This is a genomic window from Pseudanabaena sp. FACHB-2040 (assembly GCF_014696715.1).
Classification (GTDB): domain Bacteria; phylum Cyanobacteriota; class Cyanobacteriia; order Phormidesmidales; family Phormidesmidaceae; genus JACVSF01.
Genome location: NZ_JACJQO010000022.1, coordinates 221,111 through 237,285, shown reverse-complemented (window position 1 = coordinate 237,285; position 16,175 = coordinate 221,111). Strand labels below are relative to the sequence as shown.

Annotated in this window: 16 protein-coding genes; 11 read left to right on the top strand and 5 right to left on the bottom strand. The window is 57.4% G+C overall.

Annotation, left to right across the window (positions count from 1 at the left end):
* Positions 1-275 precede the first annotated feature (275 nt).
* The 8 genes from H6G13_RS24045 (at position 276) to H6G13_RS24010 (ending at position 9,077) form a co-directional block, all read left to right on the top strand.
* Positions 276-1,448, top strand: a complete 1,173-nt coding sequence (locus H6G13_RS24045) for a DegT/DnrJ/EryC1/StrS family aminotransferase (RefSeq protein ID WP_190487668.1) — start codon at positions 276-278, stop codon at positions 1,446-1,448.
* Between the two features lie 10 nt (positions 1,449-1,458).
* Positions 1,459-2,358, top strand: a complete 900-nt coding sequence (gene crtB / locus H6G13_RS24040; RefSeq protein ID WP_190487666.1) for a cyanoexosortase B — start codon at positions 1,459-1,461, stop codon at positions 2,356-2,358.
* Between the two features lie 158 nt (positions 2,359-2,516).
* Complete coding sequence (locus tag H6G13_RS24035; protein WP_190487664.1) at positions 2,517-3,236, top strand: cyanoexosortase B system-associated protein; 720 nt, start codon at positions 2,517-2,519, stop codon at positions 3,234-3,236.
* 110 nt (positions 3,237-3,346) lie between these two features.
* Entirely contained in the window at positions 3,347-4,645 is a 1,299-nt protein-coding gene (locus tag H6G13_RS24030; RefSeq protein WP_242028497.1) for a polysaccharide biosynthesis/export family protein, read from the top strand.
* An 83-nt stretch (positions 4,646-4,728) separates the two neighbouring features.
* Positions 4,729-6,942, top strand: coding sequence for a tyrosine-protein kinase domain-containing protein (locus H6G13_RS24025; protein WP_190487662.1), 2,214 nt, complete (start codon positions 4,729-4,731; stop codon positions 6,940-6,942).
* Between the two features lie 77 nt (positions 6,943-7,019).
* A complete protein-coding gene (locus H6G13_RS24020) occupies positions 7,020-7,742 on the top strand; it encodes a pyridoxine 5'-phosphate synthase (protein ID WP_190487660.1) in 723 nt (240 codons plus the stop codon).
* Between the two features lie 56 nt (positions 7,743-7,798).
* Entirely contained in the window at positions 7,799-8,128 is a 330-nt protein-coding gene (locus H6G13_RS24015; RefSeq protein WP_190487658.1) for an MgPME-cyclase complex family protein, read from the top strand.
* 154 nt (positions 8,129-8,282) lie between these two features.
* Positions 8,283-9,077: a hypothetical protein gene (locus H6G13_RS24010; RefSeq protein ID WP_190487655.1), complete on the top strand. Its 795-nt coding sequence runs from the start codon at positions 8,283-8,285 to the stop codon at positions 9,075-9,077.
* Between the two features lie 108 nt (positions 9,078-9,185).
* On the opposite strand, the gene H6G13_RS24005 is transcribed toward H6G13_RS24010, so the two are convergent.
* The 4 genes from H6G13_RS24005 to folD all read right to left on the bottom strand — a co-directional run bounded on the left by H6G13_RS24005 (position 9,186) and on the right by folD (position 12,293).
* Positions 9,186-9,431, bottom strand: coding sequence for a hypothetical protein (locus tag H6G13_RS24005; protein WP_190487653.1), 246 nt, complete (start codon positions 9,429-9,431; stop codon positions 9,186-9,188).
* Between the two features lie 550 nt (positions 9,432-9,981).
* Positions 9,982-10,437: a divergent PAP2 family protein gene (locus H6G13_RS24000; protein WP_190487650.1), complete on the bottom strand. Its 456-nt coding sequence runs from the start codon at positions 10,435-10,437 to the stop codon at positions 9,982-9,984.
* Between the two features lie 15 nt (positions 10,438-10,452).
* Complete coding sequence (gene crtE / locus H6G13_RS23995) at positions 10,453-11,373, bottom strand: geranylgeranyl diphosphate synthase CrtE (protein WP_190487648.1); 921 nt, start codon at positions 11,371-11,373, stop codon at positions 10,453-10,455.
* 47 nt (positions 11,374-11,420) lie between these two features.
* Entirely contained in the window at positions 11,421-12,293 is an 873-nt protein-coding gene (folD, locus tag H6G13_RS23990; RefSeq protein ID WP_190487646.1) for a bifunctional methylenetetrahydrofolate dehydrogenase/methenyltetrahydrofolate cyclohydrolase FolD, read from the bottom strand.
* A 118-nt stretch (positions 12,294-12,411) separates the two neighbouring features.
* On the opposite strand from folD, the gene H6G13_RS23985 reads away from it, so the two are divergent.
* The 3 genes from H6G13_RS23985 (at position 12,412) to nadB (ending at position 15,176) form a co-directional block, all read left to right on the top strand.
* On the top strand, positions 12,412-12,858 hold the full coding sequence (locus tag H6G13_RS23985; protein ID WP_190487644.1) for a hypothetical protein: 447 nt from the start codon (positions 12,412-12,414) through the stop codon (positions 12,856-12,858).
* Between the two features lie 108 nt (positions 12,859-12,966).
* Positions 12,967-13,398 (top strand): photosystem II complex extrinsic protein PsbU, encoded by a 432-nt coding sequence (gene psbU, locus H6G13_RS23980; protein WP_190487641.1) that lies wholly within the window; start codon positions 12,967-12,969, stop codon positions 13,396-13,398.
* Positions 13,399-13,517: 119 nt separating this feature from the next.
* On the top strand, positions 13,518-15,176 hold the full coding sequence (gene nadB, locus H6G13_RS23975; protein ID WP_190487639.1) for an L-aspartate oxidase: 1,659 nt from the start codon (positions 13,518-13,520) through the stop codon (positions 15,174-15,176).
* Positions 15,177-15,199: 23 nt separating this feature from the next.
* Here the strand turns inward: nadB and H6G13_RS23970 are convergent, their stop codons facing one another.
* The gene (locus tag H6G13_RS23970) at positions 15,200-16,120 is read right to left on the bottom strand and encodes a vitamin K epoxide reductase family protein (RefSeq protein WP_190487637.1); all 921 of its coding nucleotides are present in this window, start codon (positions 16,118-16,120) and stop codon (positions 15,200-15,202) included.
* Positions 16,121-16,175 lie beyond the last annotated feature (55 nt).

Genomic DNA, 16,175 nt, shown 5'->3' with positions numbered 1-16,175 from the left:
GGGGGGCATTCTGTAGCTGGGTTTGTGAGAATGTTCCTTGTCCAAGTCCAGCACTGGATCTATCAGTGGAGTTTTGCCTCAAGAAAAGCTCCGGATCCTAAAGTGGACTGGGTATGACTGAAATCCCTCATCCAAGTTTTACAGAGATTTCATGAGTTTCCGTGTTCAATGAAGGGCAGTTTCTGTCTAGAACGGCAGGGCAACGTTACGCGGATGAATGGCCGGTATGGGCCTGAGGCTAGTTTGGTTCGCTCAATTGTTTCTCTGGAAGTGCAATGACGAGTCCGTTTCTAGAAAAAGTTCCGTTCGTTGATCTCTCGTGGCAGCATGAGCCGCTCAAAGCTGACATTGCCCAAGCTGTAGAGGCAGTTTTGCAGCGGGGCGATTTCATTTTGGGAGAAGCTGTGGCGGCGTTCGAGGCGGCGTTTGCAGCGGCCTGTGAGGTAGAGCAGGCGGTGGGAGTGGGCTGCGGCACGGATGCGATCGCACTTGGCCTGACGGCCTGTGGCATTGGCCCAGGAGATGAGGTTTTACTGCCGGCCAATACGTTTGTCGCTACGCTGATTGGCATTTTGCGGGCGGGCGCTACTCCAGTGCTGGTGGACTGTCATGGCGACACAGCCCTAATTGATCTGACGGCGGCTGAGTCGGCCATTACGCCTCGTACTCGCGCCATTTTGCCGGTGCACCTCTATGGTCAGATGGTATCGCCCAGGGGGCTGCTGTCTTTGGCTCAACGTCACGATCTGCTGATCTTTGAAGATGCGGCTCAGGCACATTTGGCCCAGCGAGAGGGCTACTGGGCTGGGTCGGTGGGCCAGGCTGCTGCCTTTAGCTTTTACCCCAGCAAAAATTTAGGGGCTTTGGGTGATGGCGGTATGCTGGTAACGCAACGGGCCAGTGTGGCCCAAACGGTTAAGTCTCTGCGAAACTATGGAGCCACCCGCAAGTACTACCACACCGATCCAACCGGTACCAATAGCCGCCTCGATACGCTTCAGGCAGCAGTGCTGCACCTGAAACTGCCCCACCTAGGTGGGTGGAATCAGGCTCGCAACCACCTGGCTCAGCACTACGACAACTCCCTAAAACCACTAGCTGAGTACGGCATTTTGCCGCTTTGCAATGACAGTGGAGCGGGCCATGTTTACCACCTATATGTAATTCGCGTGATGCCAAACTGCCCGATTGATCGCACTACTCTGCAGATGGCGGTCGAGGCGGCAGGCATTCAAACCGGCATTCACTATCCGGTGCCCTGCCATCTGCAGCCCGCGTTTGAGAATTTGGGCTATGGGCCGGGCGACTTTTCCCAGGCAGAGGCGCTCAGCCAAGAAATTTTGTCTCTGCCCATGTACCCCGGCCTGACTCTAGCTCAGATAGATCGGGTCGTCAGCGTCCTCCGCGACCAGGTTATGCAAGCCTCTCTGTCCCCCAAGGCGGTCTAATACATCTGCTATGGCTATCTCATCGGGTTTCCTAAGAACTTTAAAACAAGCGCCCCTAGAGAGCGCGATCGCAGCCCTGCTGCTCTTGCTCTATGGCCCCCTGCTGTGGCACTGGGTAGACGGCTGGCTCAACAAGTCCATTAGCATCCAGCACGAGTATTTCAGCCACGGCCTGATCGGCATTCCCTTTGCGCTGTATCTGGCCTGGGGTCAACGCCAAACCTGGGCCGAACTGCCTGAGCGTTGGCATCCCTTGGGCTTGGGTTTGGTTGCGATCGCAGCCGTCTTCTACACTAGCGGCCTGTCCGACTGGGCAAATCTCTCCTTCCCTTTGCTGCTAGCAGGCCTATGCCTCTGCCTTAAAGGCACCGCCGGGTTTCAGCTCCAGGCATTTCCCCTAGCCCTGATTGCCCTAGCCACTCCCACCCAGTTGCCCTACCTGATCGAGCCCTACGTGCTGCCGCTCCAGCACTTCATCGCCTCCGTCGCCGGGTTTTTGCTGGTACAGGTCGGAGTAGATGTGACCGTCCAGAGTATCTATCTATTTGTCAACGGCCAGACCGTCGAAGTCGCTCCCCACTGCGCCGGTCTAAAAATGCTCTTCACCAGCCTCTATGTCGCCCTGATGCTGCTTCACTGGACCGGCCTCTGGACCTCCCGCCTCAGGAGCAGCCTTTTTTTAGTAGGCACCATTACTATCAGCATCGTCGGCAACATCCTGCGAAATACTCTCCTCAGCTACTTCCACGGCACCAGCAACACCGCTGCCTTCGACTGGCTCCATGAAAGCTGGGGCGGCGACCTCTACTCTGCTCTGATGCTGCTCTCTTTGGTAGGTCTAGTTAATCTGATTCAGCAATACGTTCCCTCTAGTTTGGAGCTTGAGGCTCCTCCGCCTTCGAATTTTTAGGGGAGAAGGTAGCAGGAAGAGGCGCAGGGACGGGGAGACGCAGAAATATCTAGCTTCGAGTTCTCTGCATTCTTAAATTGCTCTATCTCCCCCACCCTTCCTACCTTCCCCATCTTCCTTTTCCATCCCGTCTCCCCGTCCCCGCATCCCCCTCTCCCATGCCCCTCCCAGACAAAACCCTCCACCACTGGCTTAAAATCCTGCTAGTCGTAAGCCTAGCTGCGATCGCAACCCTCACCCTCCCCAACCTGCTCAGCGGCCAAGGGGCTTGGCTGCAGTCACCTCAGGTGGCGCAGATTCAGGCGCTGCGAGAGCTGCGGCAGGAGGGCCTGAATCTGCCCGGATGGACGGCTAAAGGGCATCATGCAGTGCCTATCAATCGGCATGACTGGCTGCTAAGTGAGTACACTGCTCAGTCAACTCCGGCTCAGGCTCCTGCGGCGCAGCAGATTGCTGTGCTGCTGCGCACTCAGCCCGATCACAGCAATCAGCCTGCTCTAGAGTGGGTCGATCTGGCTGGGGCGCAGGAGTGGACCAACGATTCTCGCCGCACTGTTCGTTTTACTGTGGATTCTCCCGAGGGTCAGCCAGTCTCTGTCAAGGCTCGCTTTTCGCGCGGCTGGAACCAGCAACAGACCTTTGCCGTGCTGCAGTGGTATGCCTGGCCCACAGGCGGGAACTTTTCGCCCAACAGCTGGTTCTGGGCTGACCAGGGGGCGCAGTGGCGCAGCGGTAGCCGCATGCCTTGGGTGGCCGTTAGTCTGCTGGTGCCGATTGATCCCTTGGGTGACATTGGGCCCTATGAACCTTTTGCCCAGGCGGTTGGTCAGCAAATTCAGACGGTGCTGCTGCAGGGGCCTCTGGCGGCTGCTCCCTAAAGGACATTTTTCAGAGTGCTGGGGATGCTTTGAACTTCGCTAGAATGGCCTTTGGCAGCGCGTCAGATGCGATCATTATTCTTTAGCCTGGGTAGTTACGGCTGTACGCGATGACCTCAAACCTATTCACACCCCCGGCTCGATTTCTATCCTGGCGTTGGCCGCTGCTGGCCCAGATGCGCTGGCGGCAGGCTCCCCTGCTGCTGCTGGTCTGTGGGCTGGCGTTGCTAGAGCAGGGAGCCGCCTTGGGCCAAACCACCCCGCCACCCGTGACGTTGCCTCCGGTCGAAAGCTCCCCGCCCTCGTCGCCACTAACCGAGCCTCTAGAGCCCACTGCTCCCGGACAGATTGAACTGCCTGCTCCTGGCAGCCCCACCCCAGATACTCGGCCTCCGCTGCCGCCCGACTGGCTCAACCGCATTTTGGGTCAGCCTGGTCAGCCTCAGCCGCGGGTCTTCGATGACTACCGCCTAGGGCCAGGAGACGGCATCTTCATTACCGTACAGCGGTTCCCTGACCTCAGCTTTCAGGCCACTCTAGACATTCAGGGCAACGTCATCGTCCCGCTGGCCGGAGCCATCAACCTGGCCGATCTGACTCTGGAAGAGGCCCGTCAGACGATTTTCACGGCCTATGATCAGTACGTGGTCAATCCCCAGGTTAGTGTCACACTGACGACCCAGCGTCCGGTCGAGGTGACCGTTTTAGGTGAAGTGACCCGGCCCGGCTTTTACCCTCTGGCGGCTCCTCAGGTGGCTGCTGCCCTGCTGACGGCAGGCGGCTCGACAGTGAATGCCGATCTGCGCGAGATTCGAGTGCAGCGGTACCTGGCCGACGGTCAGCTGCTGGAGCGCACCATTGACCTCTTTACGCCGCTCAAGGCGGGCGAGGCGCTGCCTAATGTTCGACTGCAAAATGGCGATGTGCTGATCATTCCTCGGCTAGATCCCAACCGACTAGACGAGTACGATCGCAACCTGGTGGCAACTTCTACACTGGCTAGGCCCGAAATCACGATTCGGGTCTTGAACTATGCGGGCGGGGGGCGCGGCATTGAGGCCCGATTTAACAACGTGGTGGTGCGCAACGGCAGCCGCTTTCTCGATGCCCTAGCCCAGGCTGGCGTGAACCCTGACCTGGCCGCCTACAACCGCATAGCGGTGCTGCGGTTTAATCCCGAAAAGGGCTCAGCGGATACTATTTTGGTGGATGCACTTGCAGCCGTCAACGGCGACCAGGCTCAAAACATCGCGCTTCAGGACAACGACGTGATCGTGGTGGACCGCAACCTGCTAGCCCGCATTACCTATACCCTCGGCACCTTTACCCAGCCCTTCCGAGATGTCCTGGGCTTTTTGCTGTTTTTTGATCAAATTACAGACTCGTCCCGCAACCTGTTTGGCCCCTAGCAGCCGCTGCCAACCTGAACGGGGGCATTGTCCCTGGCTGATTACCCCTTCCTGATAATTTAGTCACCCGAGGCCGTGAGGTTATGGCATCTCCCTTTCTCAAACGCTACCTGCTTGCCCTCAACCGCTACAAGTGGCCTGCCCTGGCCAGCTTCCTTGGCGTTGTTGGCGTATCTGGCATTATCGCCCTGCAGCCACCGCCGCCGGTTCAGTATCGAACCGAGGGGGTACTGGTGCAAAATTTCCCGCTGGTGGCGTTTTCGACGACGGGAACTGAGGTGCAGGCGCGGGGTCAAGGCATCATTTCTGAAGAAGCCCTGCTGTCGGATGTTTTGCTGCAGCAGGTGTCTCAAGAGTTGGAGCGACAAGGGATTAACATTCGGCCCTCAGCAATACGCAGCAATACGCAGGTGCGGCTGGAGGGGCAAGAGCGCGACCAGGAACAGATTCAGCAGGTTGCTGTAGCCTTTACCTGGCCTAACGATGAAGAAGCCCAAGCTACTCTCAGTCTGCTCTTTGATGGCATGGTCGAGCTCAGCCGAGTTACCAACCGCTCCCGCCTGCAGGCCATTCTAGAAGCTCTCGATGGGCGGTTGCCTGAGATCGAGCAAGATCTGCGGACAGCGGAACAAGCCCTAGAACAGTACGACCGCCTTGAAGGCCCAGCAATTCAGGCCGCCCTCGACGGCAGCCTGTTGGGAGCCATCTCTGGCAGCGAACAGCAGCGTCGCCAAAACCAGATTACGCTGGCCGGTATCGAAGCCCAAATGCAAAGTCTGCAGGCTCAGCTTGGCCTGACGCCAGAACAGGCGTTTACCTCCTCAGCGCTCAGCGCCGACCCCATCATCGCCCAGCTGCGAGCCCAAATTTTAGAGACCGAGACTCAGATTGAACTGCTCTCTCCCCAGCTGCGACCGGCCCACCCCACGCTGCAGGACTTGCGCAATAACCTACAGGCTTACAATCAGCTGCTGCAGCAGCGAGCCCAAGAAGTCATCGGCGGCAACGGCCTCAATCCGCTGCCCAGCAGCGACCAGGTGCGTCAGAACAGTGCCCTCGACCCAGCTCGTGCGGCTCTGGCCAATCAGCTGGTCAACTTCCAAACCCAGCGCGATGCTCTAATTCAGCAAACCGAGGTGCTGGCCTCTTCAGAGGTGCAGATGCGGCAGCAGTACGCCGGCCTGCCCAACAAACAGCTAGAGCGAGACCGGCTGGCCCAGCAGGTGGCTCTGCAGCGGGCGCTCTATGACCAGATCCAGGCCAAGCGCATTGATGCTCAGGCGGCGGAAGCAGAGACGGTCAGCAGCCTGCGAGTGGCTATTGCGCCGACCACCTCAGTTCTGGCTGAGGACCCCCAGAATCCGCTGATGATTTGGCTGGCGGGCGGGCTGTTGGGCCTGGTGGCCGCAGGGGGCGTCGTCTTCTTGCTAGACATGCTAGACGGCACCCTGCGAACCTACGACGACCTGCAGGCGCTGCTGCGAGATCAGGAGGTACCGCTGCTGGGCCTAATTCCGGCGATGCGGACCCGCTCTCCGCGCATTCTGCCGCTGCTGCTGCAGCCTGATTCTCCCTACGGCGATGCCTATGAGCGGCTGCGGAGCAACCTGCGGCTGATGGGCAGTCAAACGGCGGATGGCACGGTGCCCAGAATGATTCTGGTGACTAGCACCCGCGATCAGGAGGGCAAGACCACAACGGCCTTTAACCTGGCCATTGCTTCTGCCCACGCTGGACGCCGGACGCTGGTAATAGAGGGGGATCTACGGCTGCCCTCCCAGGCCCGGCGGTTGGGCGTGAACCTATCAGCCCAGGCCCAGGCCGAACCCCTGCGCTACTACGGGGGTAAGGTGGGCGACCCGATTCAAATGGTGCCTCGGGTGGAAAATCTGTACATAGCTCCCAGTCCAGGCCCTCAGCAAAACGCGGTGGCCATTCTGGAGTCGAGTGAGATGAAGCGGTTTTTGGAGGATGCGCGGGGTCGATTTGACATGGTGATTATCGATGCGCCGCCGCTGGTACGGAGTAATGACGCGATTTTGCTGGAGGGGTTGACCGATGGGCTGGTGTTGGTCACCCGCCCCGGCCTGACTGAAAAGGCGGTGCTAGAAGCGGCCCTAGAGCAGTTGCTAGACACTGAAGATCTGCGGTTACTGGGAGCCGTGATTAACGGAGCTTACATGCCGGTGGCAGCAATGCCCCACAGTGAGTCGAGAGCAACCGATGAGGACGATCTCTTACCCCCTAGCTCCCTGCCGCCGACTCAGCCGCCTGTGGGCAGTCGGGTTGATTTCTAACCGTTGCCGCTGCCCAGAACTGCCGCAGGCTTGAGATACAATCGTAGACGGCAGATTTGAAGGGCTAAGCGCTAAAGATGCCGACTTTGGGTGTCAATATTGACCACATTGCTACGCTACGTCAGGCCCGCCGCACGGTTGAGCCTGATCCGGTGGCGGCAGCAGTACTGGCTGAACTGGCTGGAGCAGACGGCATTACCGTGCACCTACGGGAAGACCGTCGCCATATTCAGGATCGAGACGTGCAGCTGCTGCGGCAGACCGTGCGAACTCACCTCAATCTGGAGATGGCAGCTACCGATGAAATGGTTGCGATCGCACTCGACATCCAGCCCAACTATGTCACGCTGGTGCCCGAGCGGCGCGAAGAAGTAACCACCGAAGGCGGTCTTAACGTGGTGGGGCAGTGCGATCGCATGACCCAGGTTGTCACCGCCCTGCAGTCAGCAGGAATCCCCGTCAGCCTGTTCATCGATGCCGAGGCCGAGCAGATCAAGGCCGCTGTCCAAACCACGGCCAAATTTATTGAGCTGCACACCGGGCGCTATGCCGAGGCCCACAGTGAAGCCGAACAGGCTCACGAACTGAGCATCCTGCGGCAGGGCTGTGAGCAGGCCCGAGCGCAAGGGCTGCGGGTCAATGCGGGCCACGGCCTGACCTACTGGAATACCTATCCAGTCGCCTGCATCGAGGGCATGGAAGAACTAAACATTGGCCATACGATTATCAGTCGGGCGGCGCTAGTAGGTCTAGAGCGGGCTGTCCGGGAAATGAAGCAGGCGATTAGGGGCGAGCTGTAGACCCTGGTTGAACCTTTAAAAAAGCCTTTAGTGGTTGAGAGTTGAGAGAGGATTTTATGCAGACTTATTACTACGCGGTTGCCAGCCAAAAGTTTTTGTTAGAGCAAGAGCCCTTCGAAGAAGTTCTGAGAGAGCGCACCCGCCACTATCAGGAACAGGAGAAGGAGATCGACTTCTGGCTAGTTAAAGATCCCGCCTTTTTAGATGCACCGGAGTTAGCTGAGGTTAAGGCCAAGTGCCCCCAGCCAGCAGTTGCTATTGTTTCGAGCAATTCAACCTTTGTTACCTGGCTCAAGTTGCGCCTGGAGTATATTGCCACCGGACAATTTGAGGCTCCTTCTGAAACCATTCCGGATCCCCTGGCGTCTCTCAATTCGGTAGCCTGAGCAGGAGAGGTTGAGAAACCTAAGAGTTGGTGCATAATTGGTTCGTCCAAACAAGTCCAGAACAATAGCCCTCTGGTATTAGATCCCTTCTGATCTGGATCGTTTTCTGGCCGGTTTGGGTAGCTGCGTTGTTCTAAGGGGTTGGAAGACACACGTGTACAGGATTTATACCCGTCAGGGATGGCGGCTCTCGTTAGGTGGTTTGGGGTTGGCAGCTTTGCTGAACCTGGTAGCGGGCGATATCAGCTCAGCTTCCATGTTTCCGCCCTGTCCGCCACCTGCTGCCAGTGAATATTTGCTGCTGGTGCGGGGAGAAACGGAGGCCCAACGTACCCGCGTCCAAGAGCTGCTGCCCTCCAACAGCACAGTGCTAGTCTGCAATTATCTAGAAGATACGGTAGTGCGGGCCGGGGGCTTCTCCAATCTAGAGAGTGCCAATGCTTGGGCTCAATACATGACCGAGGTAGAAGGGCTGCAGGCATTTGTCGCCCGCCCGGCTACCCCAGCAGAACAGGCAGGGGCTGTTTCAGTCTCCCCAATTGCGACGGCAACGGCCAATACCCCCACCAACGCTGCTCCGGCAGCGCCTAGCAACGGTAGCGGCAGCGTTGCCGTCGGCAGCAACCGCACTGGCGAAGATGGGACTCAGACAGTAGCGGCAGCGGCTTCTAGGCCCTTTAGCCCTAGGGCTTTAGGATCGGGCTTTGCGGTGTTGGTGGACTACCAAAATCGGCCTGAAACGGCGGTCGAGATTCAGCGCAGTGTCGGTCAGGCTATAGGATTGGCTGTCCATCGCCAGCGCCCCTACCTGCTAATTGCCCACAGCCCCGATGTGCAAGGGGCGGCCTCTACCCTAGCCGTCCTGACCAGCAAGTCCATTCCAGGCTTTGTTGTAGACAGCCAAGGGGTGGTGATGCTGACGAATGCGATCGCACTCCAAGCCCAATAAGCCAGCCTCAGCCATACTCACCCTCGGTAGGATGGGTAAAGGGTATCCCCGTGCCCATCTCTCAAGGCTTATTTGATGGGCACGCTTTGCTTTGCCCATCCTACAAAACTACTCAATCAGCAGGTGCTTGATGAGAACCATCATCCACTGGTTGTCTTTGCCGCTGGGGATAGGGTCGCTCCAGTCGTCGGGGTCTGCGTAGTGGAGGCTGTGCAGGTACTTGGTCATGCGATCGAGCACTTCCAAGCTGCCGTAGAGCACGTTGGTAATCTTCTCGCGTTTTGGTTTGGGCCTGGTCGATTGAGCAGGTGGAACTGTGGGCGGCTGAGCGCCCATTTCGGTTGATTGAAACATGAGGTTCTGGTTCCTATGTGATGTGGTTTAGGAAACCAGAACTCACTTTCCTAGCAGCCCCGTGGTTGTGTGCAATCGGGGCGGCAGGGGAGGTAAACTGACCTCCAAGCCTCCGAACTGCTCGCATCAGCTTCGGGGGACTAGTCGCCTGTTTGTGCTGCGAACACTTGCAGGCGGCGCTAAGTCAATGAGTTCCGGGTCTAGGCTGCCGCGCACGACAGCTTAATGACTGAGAATACGGTGTGTGCTGCGTGGGCGTCAACCATATTGTGGGAATTTTTTTAGCGCTCGTAGGATGGGAAAAGGCAGCAGCCTATGCCCATCTTTTAAGGGCTAAACCTAATTCAGCGCTATTCTAATTGACCCAGATCAGCCTTTAGCAGTGTGAGCCGGATTAGATCCGTTAAACGGTTGGGTTTTCACTTCGTTTAACCCAACCTGCACAAGGCTAAGCAAAGTAACCCGTCGAAATAGTGAAACGTGGCGAGAAGAGTAGAACTGGTTAGGGCTCTGCCCACCTGTTCCAATCAATTCTTCCTCCTAAATAGGTTCAGTAGGCCGGAGCCGCCAGACAAGAAATAAAGGCTCCCAAGATCGATCCCACAATCACCTGAAACGGAGTGTGGCCCAGCAGTTCCTTGAGCCGATCTTCGTTAAATTCAGGCTTCTCCTGAAACAGTTCGTCGATAATTTGATTCAAGATCTTCGCCTGTTTGCCCGCTGCCTGCCGGACACCTGTAGCATCGTACATAACGATAATGGCAAAGACAGAGGTGGCCGCAAACGCCGGACTGGCCCATCCCAAAGTCTGACCCATGCCGCCCGCCAGAGCGGTGACCAGGGCTGAGTGGGCGCTGGGCATGCCGCCGGTTTCGACCATCACTCGCAGGTTGATCTTGCCAAACCGGGCAAACTCAATAACAGCCTTGAGGGCCTGGGCGGTGAGGCAGGCAATTAACGCCACCAACAGGACATGATTATCGACAATCTCACTGATGCTATGCATGATTCCGAAAATTAATCAGTGGGTGCGGGCAGTGATGTAATCAGCTAGGGCAATCAGGGGTTGACGCAACTCCCCAAATCCCTGCAGTTCTGCTTTGGCCTCGTCTACTAGCTGTTGGGCCTGCCGCTTCGACTCTTCAATGCCCCACAGACTAGGGTAAGTCGCTTTTTGGGCCTGCAGATCTTTGCCAACAGACTTGCCCAGCTGCTCAGGCGTCGAGGTGATATCGAGTACATCGTCCACAATTTGAAAGGCCAAACCAATGCCTTGAGCGTAGCGAGCCAGCCTCTCGATATCCGGCTCAGAGGCCCCGGCTAGCACAGCTCCTGAGGTTACCGAAACCTCCAGCAGCGCTCCCGTCTTGTGGGTGTGAATAAAAGTCAAGGTCTCGATTGTGACGTCGGGATTACCCTCGCTGGCCAAATCTACGACTTGCCCCCCCACCAGTCCTGCTGCTCCGACGGCTTTGCCCAGGGCGGCAATCACCCGCAGCACTTGCTCGGCGGGCACCCCTTGAGTCGCCGTTGCGACGTATTCAAAAGCGTAGGTCAGCAGGGCATCTCCCGCCAAAATCGCCACGTCTTCTCCATAAACTTTGTGGTTAGTCAAGCGACCCCGACGATAGTCATCATTATCCATGGCGGGCAGATCATCGTGGATCAGCGACATGGTGTGGATCATCTCTAGGGCGCAGGCGGTCGGTAGGGCCATCTCTACGCTGCCCCCAGCCAGTTCGCAGGCGGCCAGACACAGGATCGGGCGCAGCCGCTTGCCGCCTGCTAGCAGCGAGTAGCGCATCGCTTCGTAAAGGGTCTCTGGATAGGTTAGGGGCACAGCCTGGTCGAGAGCTGCTTCGACCAAAGGCTGTCGCTCTGCCAAATAGCTAGAGAGATCAAAGACGGATGCCTGGGAGTTAACCGAGTTGGTCTGCACCATAGAGAGGATCGTCGTTACTTCAGGAAAAAGAGCGGTTCAAGCGGGGATCAGCGATTGTCTTGGACGCGTCTACAATAGCTCAATACTGTATTGTGCAATAGCATGGCCACGGTCATAGCCCCGACACCTCCGGGTACGGGAGTAATTGCGCCTGCCACTGGAGCTACCGCAGCAAAATCGACATCTCCCACTAGCTGAGTTTTACCCTCGGGCAAATCAACGCGGTTGATGCCAACATCAATAACAATACTGCCAGGCTTAACCATTTCAGCCGTTACCATCGCCGGACGCCCCACAGCAGCCACTAGAATGTCGGCCTCTCGGGTGAGGGCAGCCAGATCGGGGGTGCGCGAATGGGCAATAGTCACCGTGGCATCGGCCTCAAGCAGCATCAGAGCCATCGGTTTACCCACCAGAATGCTGCGGCCCAAAATGACTGCCCGCTTTCCAGCGGGATCAAGACCGTAGGCGCTCAACATCTGCATCACTCCGGCTGGGGTACAGCTACGGAGTCCGGCTTCTCCCCGCATCAGCCGCCCCATGTTGACCGGATGCAGGCCATCTGCATCCTTGTCGGGGTCGATTTCGTTGAGCAGGGCCACTGCATCAAGGGGGTCGGGCAGCGGCAGCTGCACCAAAATGCCGTCTACACGCTCGTCTCGATTGAGTTCTTGAATCAGTCCGCTGATCCTAAAGTAGGGGACGTCTTCGGGCAGGTGTTGGCCAAAGGAGGCCATGCCAATGCGATCGCACGCCCGCTCTTTTCCCCGAACATAGGCTGCACTGGCCGGATTATTGCCTACCATAATGACGGCCAGGCCTGGAGGACGACCTACGGCAGGAGCTAGGGACTGAATCTGTTGGGTCAGATCCGCCTGGATCTTTTGAGCCAGGGCTTTGCCGTCAAGAATCTGCGTCATGATTGCGATAAGTGGCCCTGACCTGGAGCCAGAGCTAGCATGTTAAGAGCTGACATATGCCTTACTCAGTCTCTCAGATTTTGTTCCTGATCCATCTTGGATTTCCGTGCTACCAACTATGAAGATCATCCGCCTTACCGGGGTAGCCAGTTTCCTGCTGGTCGGCATCCTGGGCTGCACCAGTGCGCCCGAAGTAATCAACGAACCCGCCTCTTCAACCCCCTCGCTCGGTGCTGTGCCGGGGTTGGGCTGGCTGCGCAGCGCAACGCCTGTCAGCGATATCCCTGCCCTCACAGCCAATGCCACTGACGCCGAAACCCATCTAGAGGGGCAGGTACAGCAGCAGGTGCCCTTGTTTAACCAGTGGCTATACGAACTCAAAGATGATTCCGGCAGCATTTGGGTACTGACCCCCACGTCGCCGCCCGCTACCGGCGAAACGGTGGTGATTCGCGCCCGCATCCACTATGAGCCAATCTTGGTGCAGGGCAACGACATCGGCGAACACTATGCTGAGGAACTAGAACGGCTGGGAGCGCCCGACACCCCAGCCCAAGAATCCTAGTGCCCAAGAATCCTAGTGTCAGGGCCTCTCTACAAGGGTATGGAAAATGGTAGTCTCTATATTTAGATGCTGTGTATAAATTTCGATTTAACTGAGAGGGAAGGGTAGATGAAACGACTGTTTAGCCTGTTGCTGGTGCTCACCACTCTACTGGTCGGCTCTATCGGGTCGCTGTGGCTGTCTCAACCGGCTTCTGCATCAGTCCTGGAGGGCACTTCAGTAAGCACCCTACCGCTACTGGCAGAAAGCCTTCGCAACGCGGTGGATGACAAGCTCAGCACCGATTACGGCTCCAAGCTGGATCTCAACAATACTAATGTCCAGGCCTTTAGAAAGTATCCCGGCCTCTACCCCACCCTGGCCCGGAAAATTCTGTTGGGTGCTCCCTTTGAGTCAGTAGAAGATGTGCTGGAGTTGCCCGGCCTAACGGAGAAGCAGATTGACGTGCTGCGCGACAACCTGAAGAACTTCACTGTGACAGCAACCGATCCGGCGCTAGTCGAAGGGGCTGACCGATTCAACAATGGTGTTTACAAGTAACTCGCTGCGGCTAGCTTAAACTGTAACCATTTCTTTCCTGGCTCCTGTTAGCTTAGGGAAACCTCAAACCCATTTGAGGTTTTCTAGCTCTCAGGAGCATTTTTAATTAGGAGACTTCTTTGGACGTAGGGACTGCCACAACCCAGTTTGATGTTTTGGTCGTGGGGGGCGGTGCCGCTGGCCTCTATACAGCGCTCTGCATTTCCCAACAGCTTCGGGTCGCTCTGATTACTAAAGACACCCTCTCTGTGTCTGCTAGCGACTGGGCTCAGGGCGGTATTGCGGCGGCGATGGCCCCCAACGACTCTGCTCAACTCCACGTGGCAGATACCCTGCGGGCGGGCGCGGGCCTATGTGAACCGGCAGCCGTGACCTACTTAGCAGAGCAGGCAGCAGAGTGTATTCAGCATTTGGTGAAGCTGGGGGTGGCCTTTGATCGACAGGGGACTGATCTGGCGATGACCCTGGAAGCAGCCCACTCCCGCCACCGAGTGCTCCACGCGGCAGACACTACCGGACGCGCCATTGTGTCTATTCTGGCTGAGCGGGTGCTAGAGCGCTCCAATATTGCAGTCTTTGAGCAGGGGTTTGTGCTGGATCTCTGGCAAACAGACCAGAGATGTCAGGGGGTAGTGCTGGCTCACAACGAACACATTCTCTGGATTTCGGCGCAGGCAACGGTGCTGGCGACAGGCGGGGGCGGCCAGGTCTATGCCCAGACAACCAATCCACCGGCCAGCACCGGCGACGGCACTGCTATGGCCTGGCGGGCGGGTGCGCTAGTGCGCGATTTAGAGTTTGTCCAGTTTCACCCTACGGCGTTGGCAGTCTCTGGCGCACCGCCCTTTCTTATTAGTGAAGCGGTGCGCGGCGAGGGAGCGCACCTGATTGACCACAGCGGTTACCGCTTTGCCGGAGCGTATCACCCCGATGGTGAACTGGCTCCTCGGGATGTGGTGAGTCGGGCTATTTTTCAGCACCTGCAGAAAACTGGCAAGCCCGTGGTCTGGTTAGACATGCGACCGATTGAGGTGAATCGGCTGAAATACCGCTTTCCCAACATCCTCAAGGTCTGTCAGATCTGGGGGATCGATCCGCTACAGCAGCCTGTGCCCGTGTCTCCGGCAGCGCACTACTGGATGGGCGGCATTGTCACTGATGTTGACAGTCGCACGTCGCTGCCCAATCTCTATGCAGTGGGAGAAAATGCCAGCACGGGGGTACATGGGGCCAATCGACTGGCCAGCAATTCCCTGTTGGAATGCCTAGTTTACGGGGCGCAGCTGCGGCATTTGCCCATTCAACCCAGAGTTCTGACGGCAGCTCCAGCAGCAATTTGCCTGCCCAAATTGGATGCTGTTTTGACCCAGATGCGATCGCAAGTCGATTCTTGGCAGCAGCAGCGGCAAGCCCTAGTCGAGCTGATCTGGCAAAGCGCCGGTATTTGCCGAGAGCAAAACCGGTTGATGGCTGCGATCGCACAAGTCCAAACCTGGCGAGAAGCATGGCACCAGAGCCCACTAGCCCAGGCGCTACAAAACCTGCCTCCCGGCCAGCCTCTGCTGCTAGCAGATCCAGAAACGGCCTCCCTGCTGCGAATTTGGGGAGAACTGACAAATCTCTTTGATATCGCCTGGCTAATTCTCCAGAGCGCCGCCTTCCGCACAGAAAGCCGGGGCGGCCACTTCCGAAATGACTATCCCCAAACTAGCCCAGACTGGCAAGCTCATACTCTGGTACAGGGCGATCAGTGGTCTCTATCCGAGCCGGTTGCGTAGGCATCTGCTCTTCGCACTCTGGCCTATGATCTGAAGCTTTTCGACCCTGTATATCCAGACAGTTCAGCCAACTTTTCCAACGTCTGAGTTCCGGCATAAAATTCCCCATTGATCTCCCAAGTAGGGAAGCCAGTAATTTCGCTGTGGGAGCGGCACTGCTGAGGCTGGGCGTTCTTGCCGTCTGAGGCGCACTCAATGTAGGGAATTTGGGCGGCGGCTTCGGCTCCAAACAGGGCTTTCTGGTCGTAGCAGTGGGGGCACCACCAGGCCCCATACATTTTGGCATCCACCGCTTTAAGATGGCGGGCCAGCTCGATTTCGGCTACGCCAGAGGGATTGGTTACTGGCGGGCCTGATTCTCCTGCGCCGGCAGCAACGGCGCGGGAGCTGCCGTTAATCGGGGCGTAGAGCGCCAGCACAGCGGTTAAAGTCACCATGCCGACGATGATGCCGTTAAAGATGAGCTGCCCGCTGTCCTCCCAATGGCGACCTAGCAGCGTCAGAATCAGCAGGGTAAGGGAAAAGAGGGCTGAGGTAATGCAGTAGGGGCAAATCGCCTTCAGCTCAAAGGCCATCAGATACATCAGGTAGCCGCTGCCTATTACCATCGCCAGGGTCAGGATAAATAGCAGCGGCCAAGTGCGAGATTCTAGTGTTTGTCTTAGGTCAGACTGGGTGGCGGGTACCGGCAGGGGCAGCACTGCCAGGGCAAACACCAACCCGTAGGCCAACAGCCCAAATAGGGGTAGGGGCAGCCCAAAGACGGTGGCGTAAGGGCTATTGAGAACGCGATCGCACCCCTCTACCGGACAGGCTACGACATTGCCTGTGAGCTTAGACCAGGTAAGATAGCCTGTCTCTAAAATGCCGAGTCCCGCAATCCCAGCGATCAGCGGACGAGACCAGCGATGAATCCAGAGTGTTTCCTGACGGCGACGTGCCATAGAGCCCCGTAATACCCCTTAAATCCACAGCAAGCAGGACAGTGATGCCTATCCT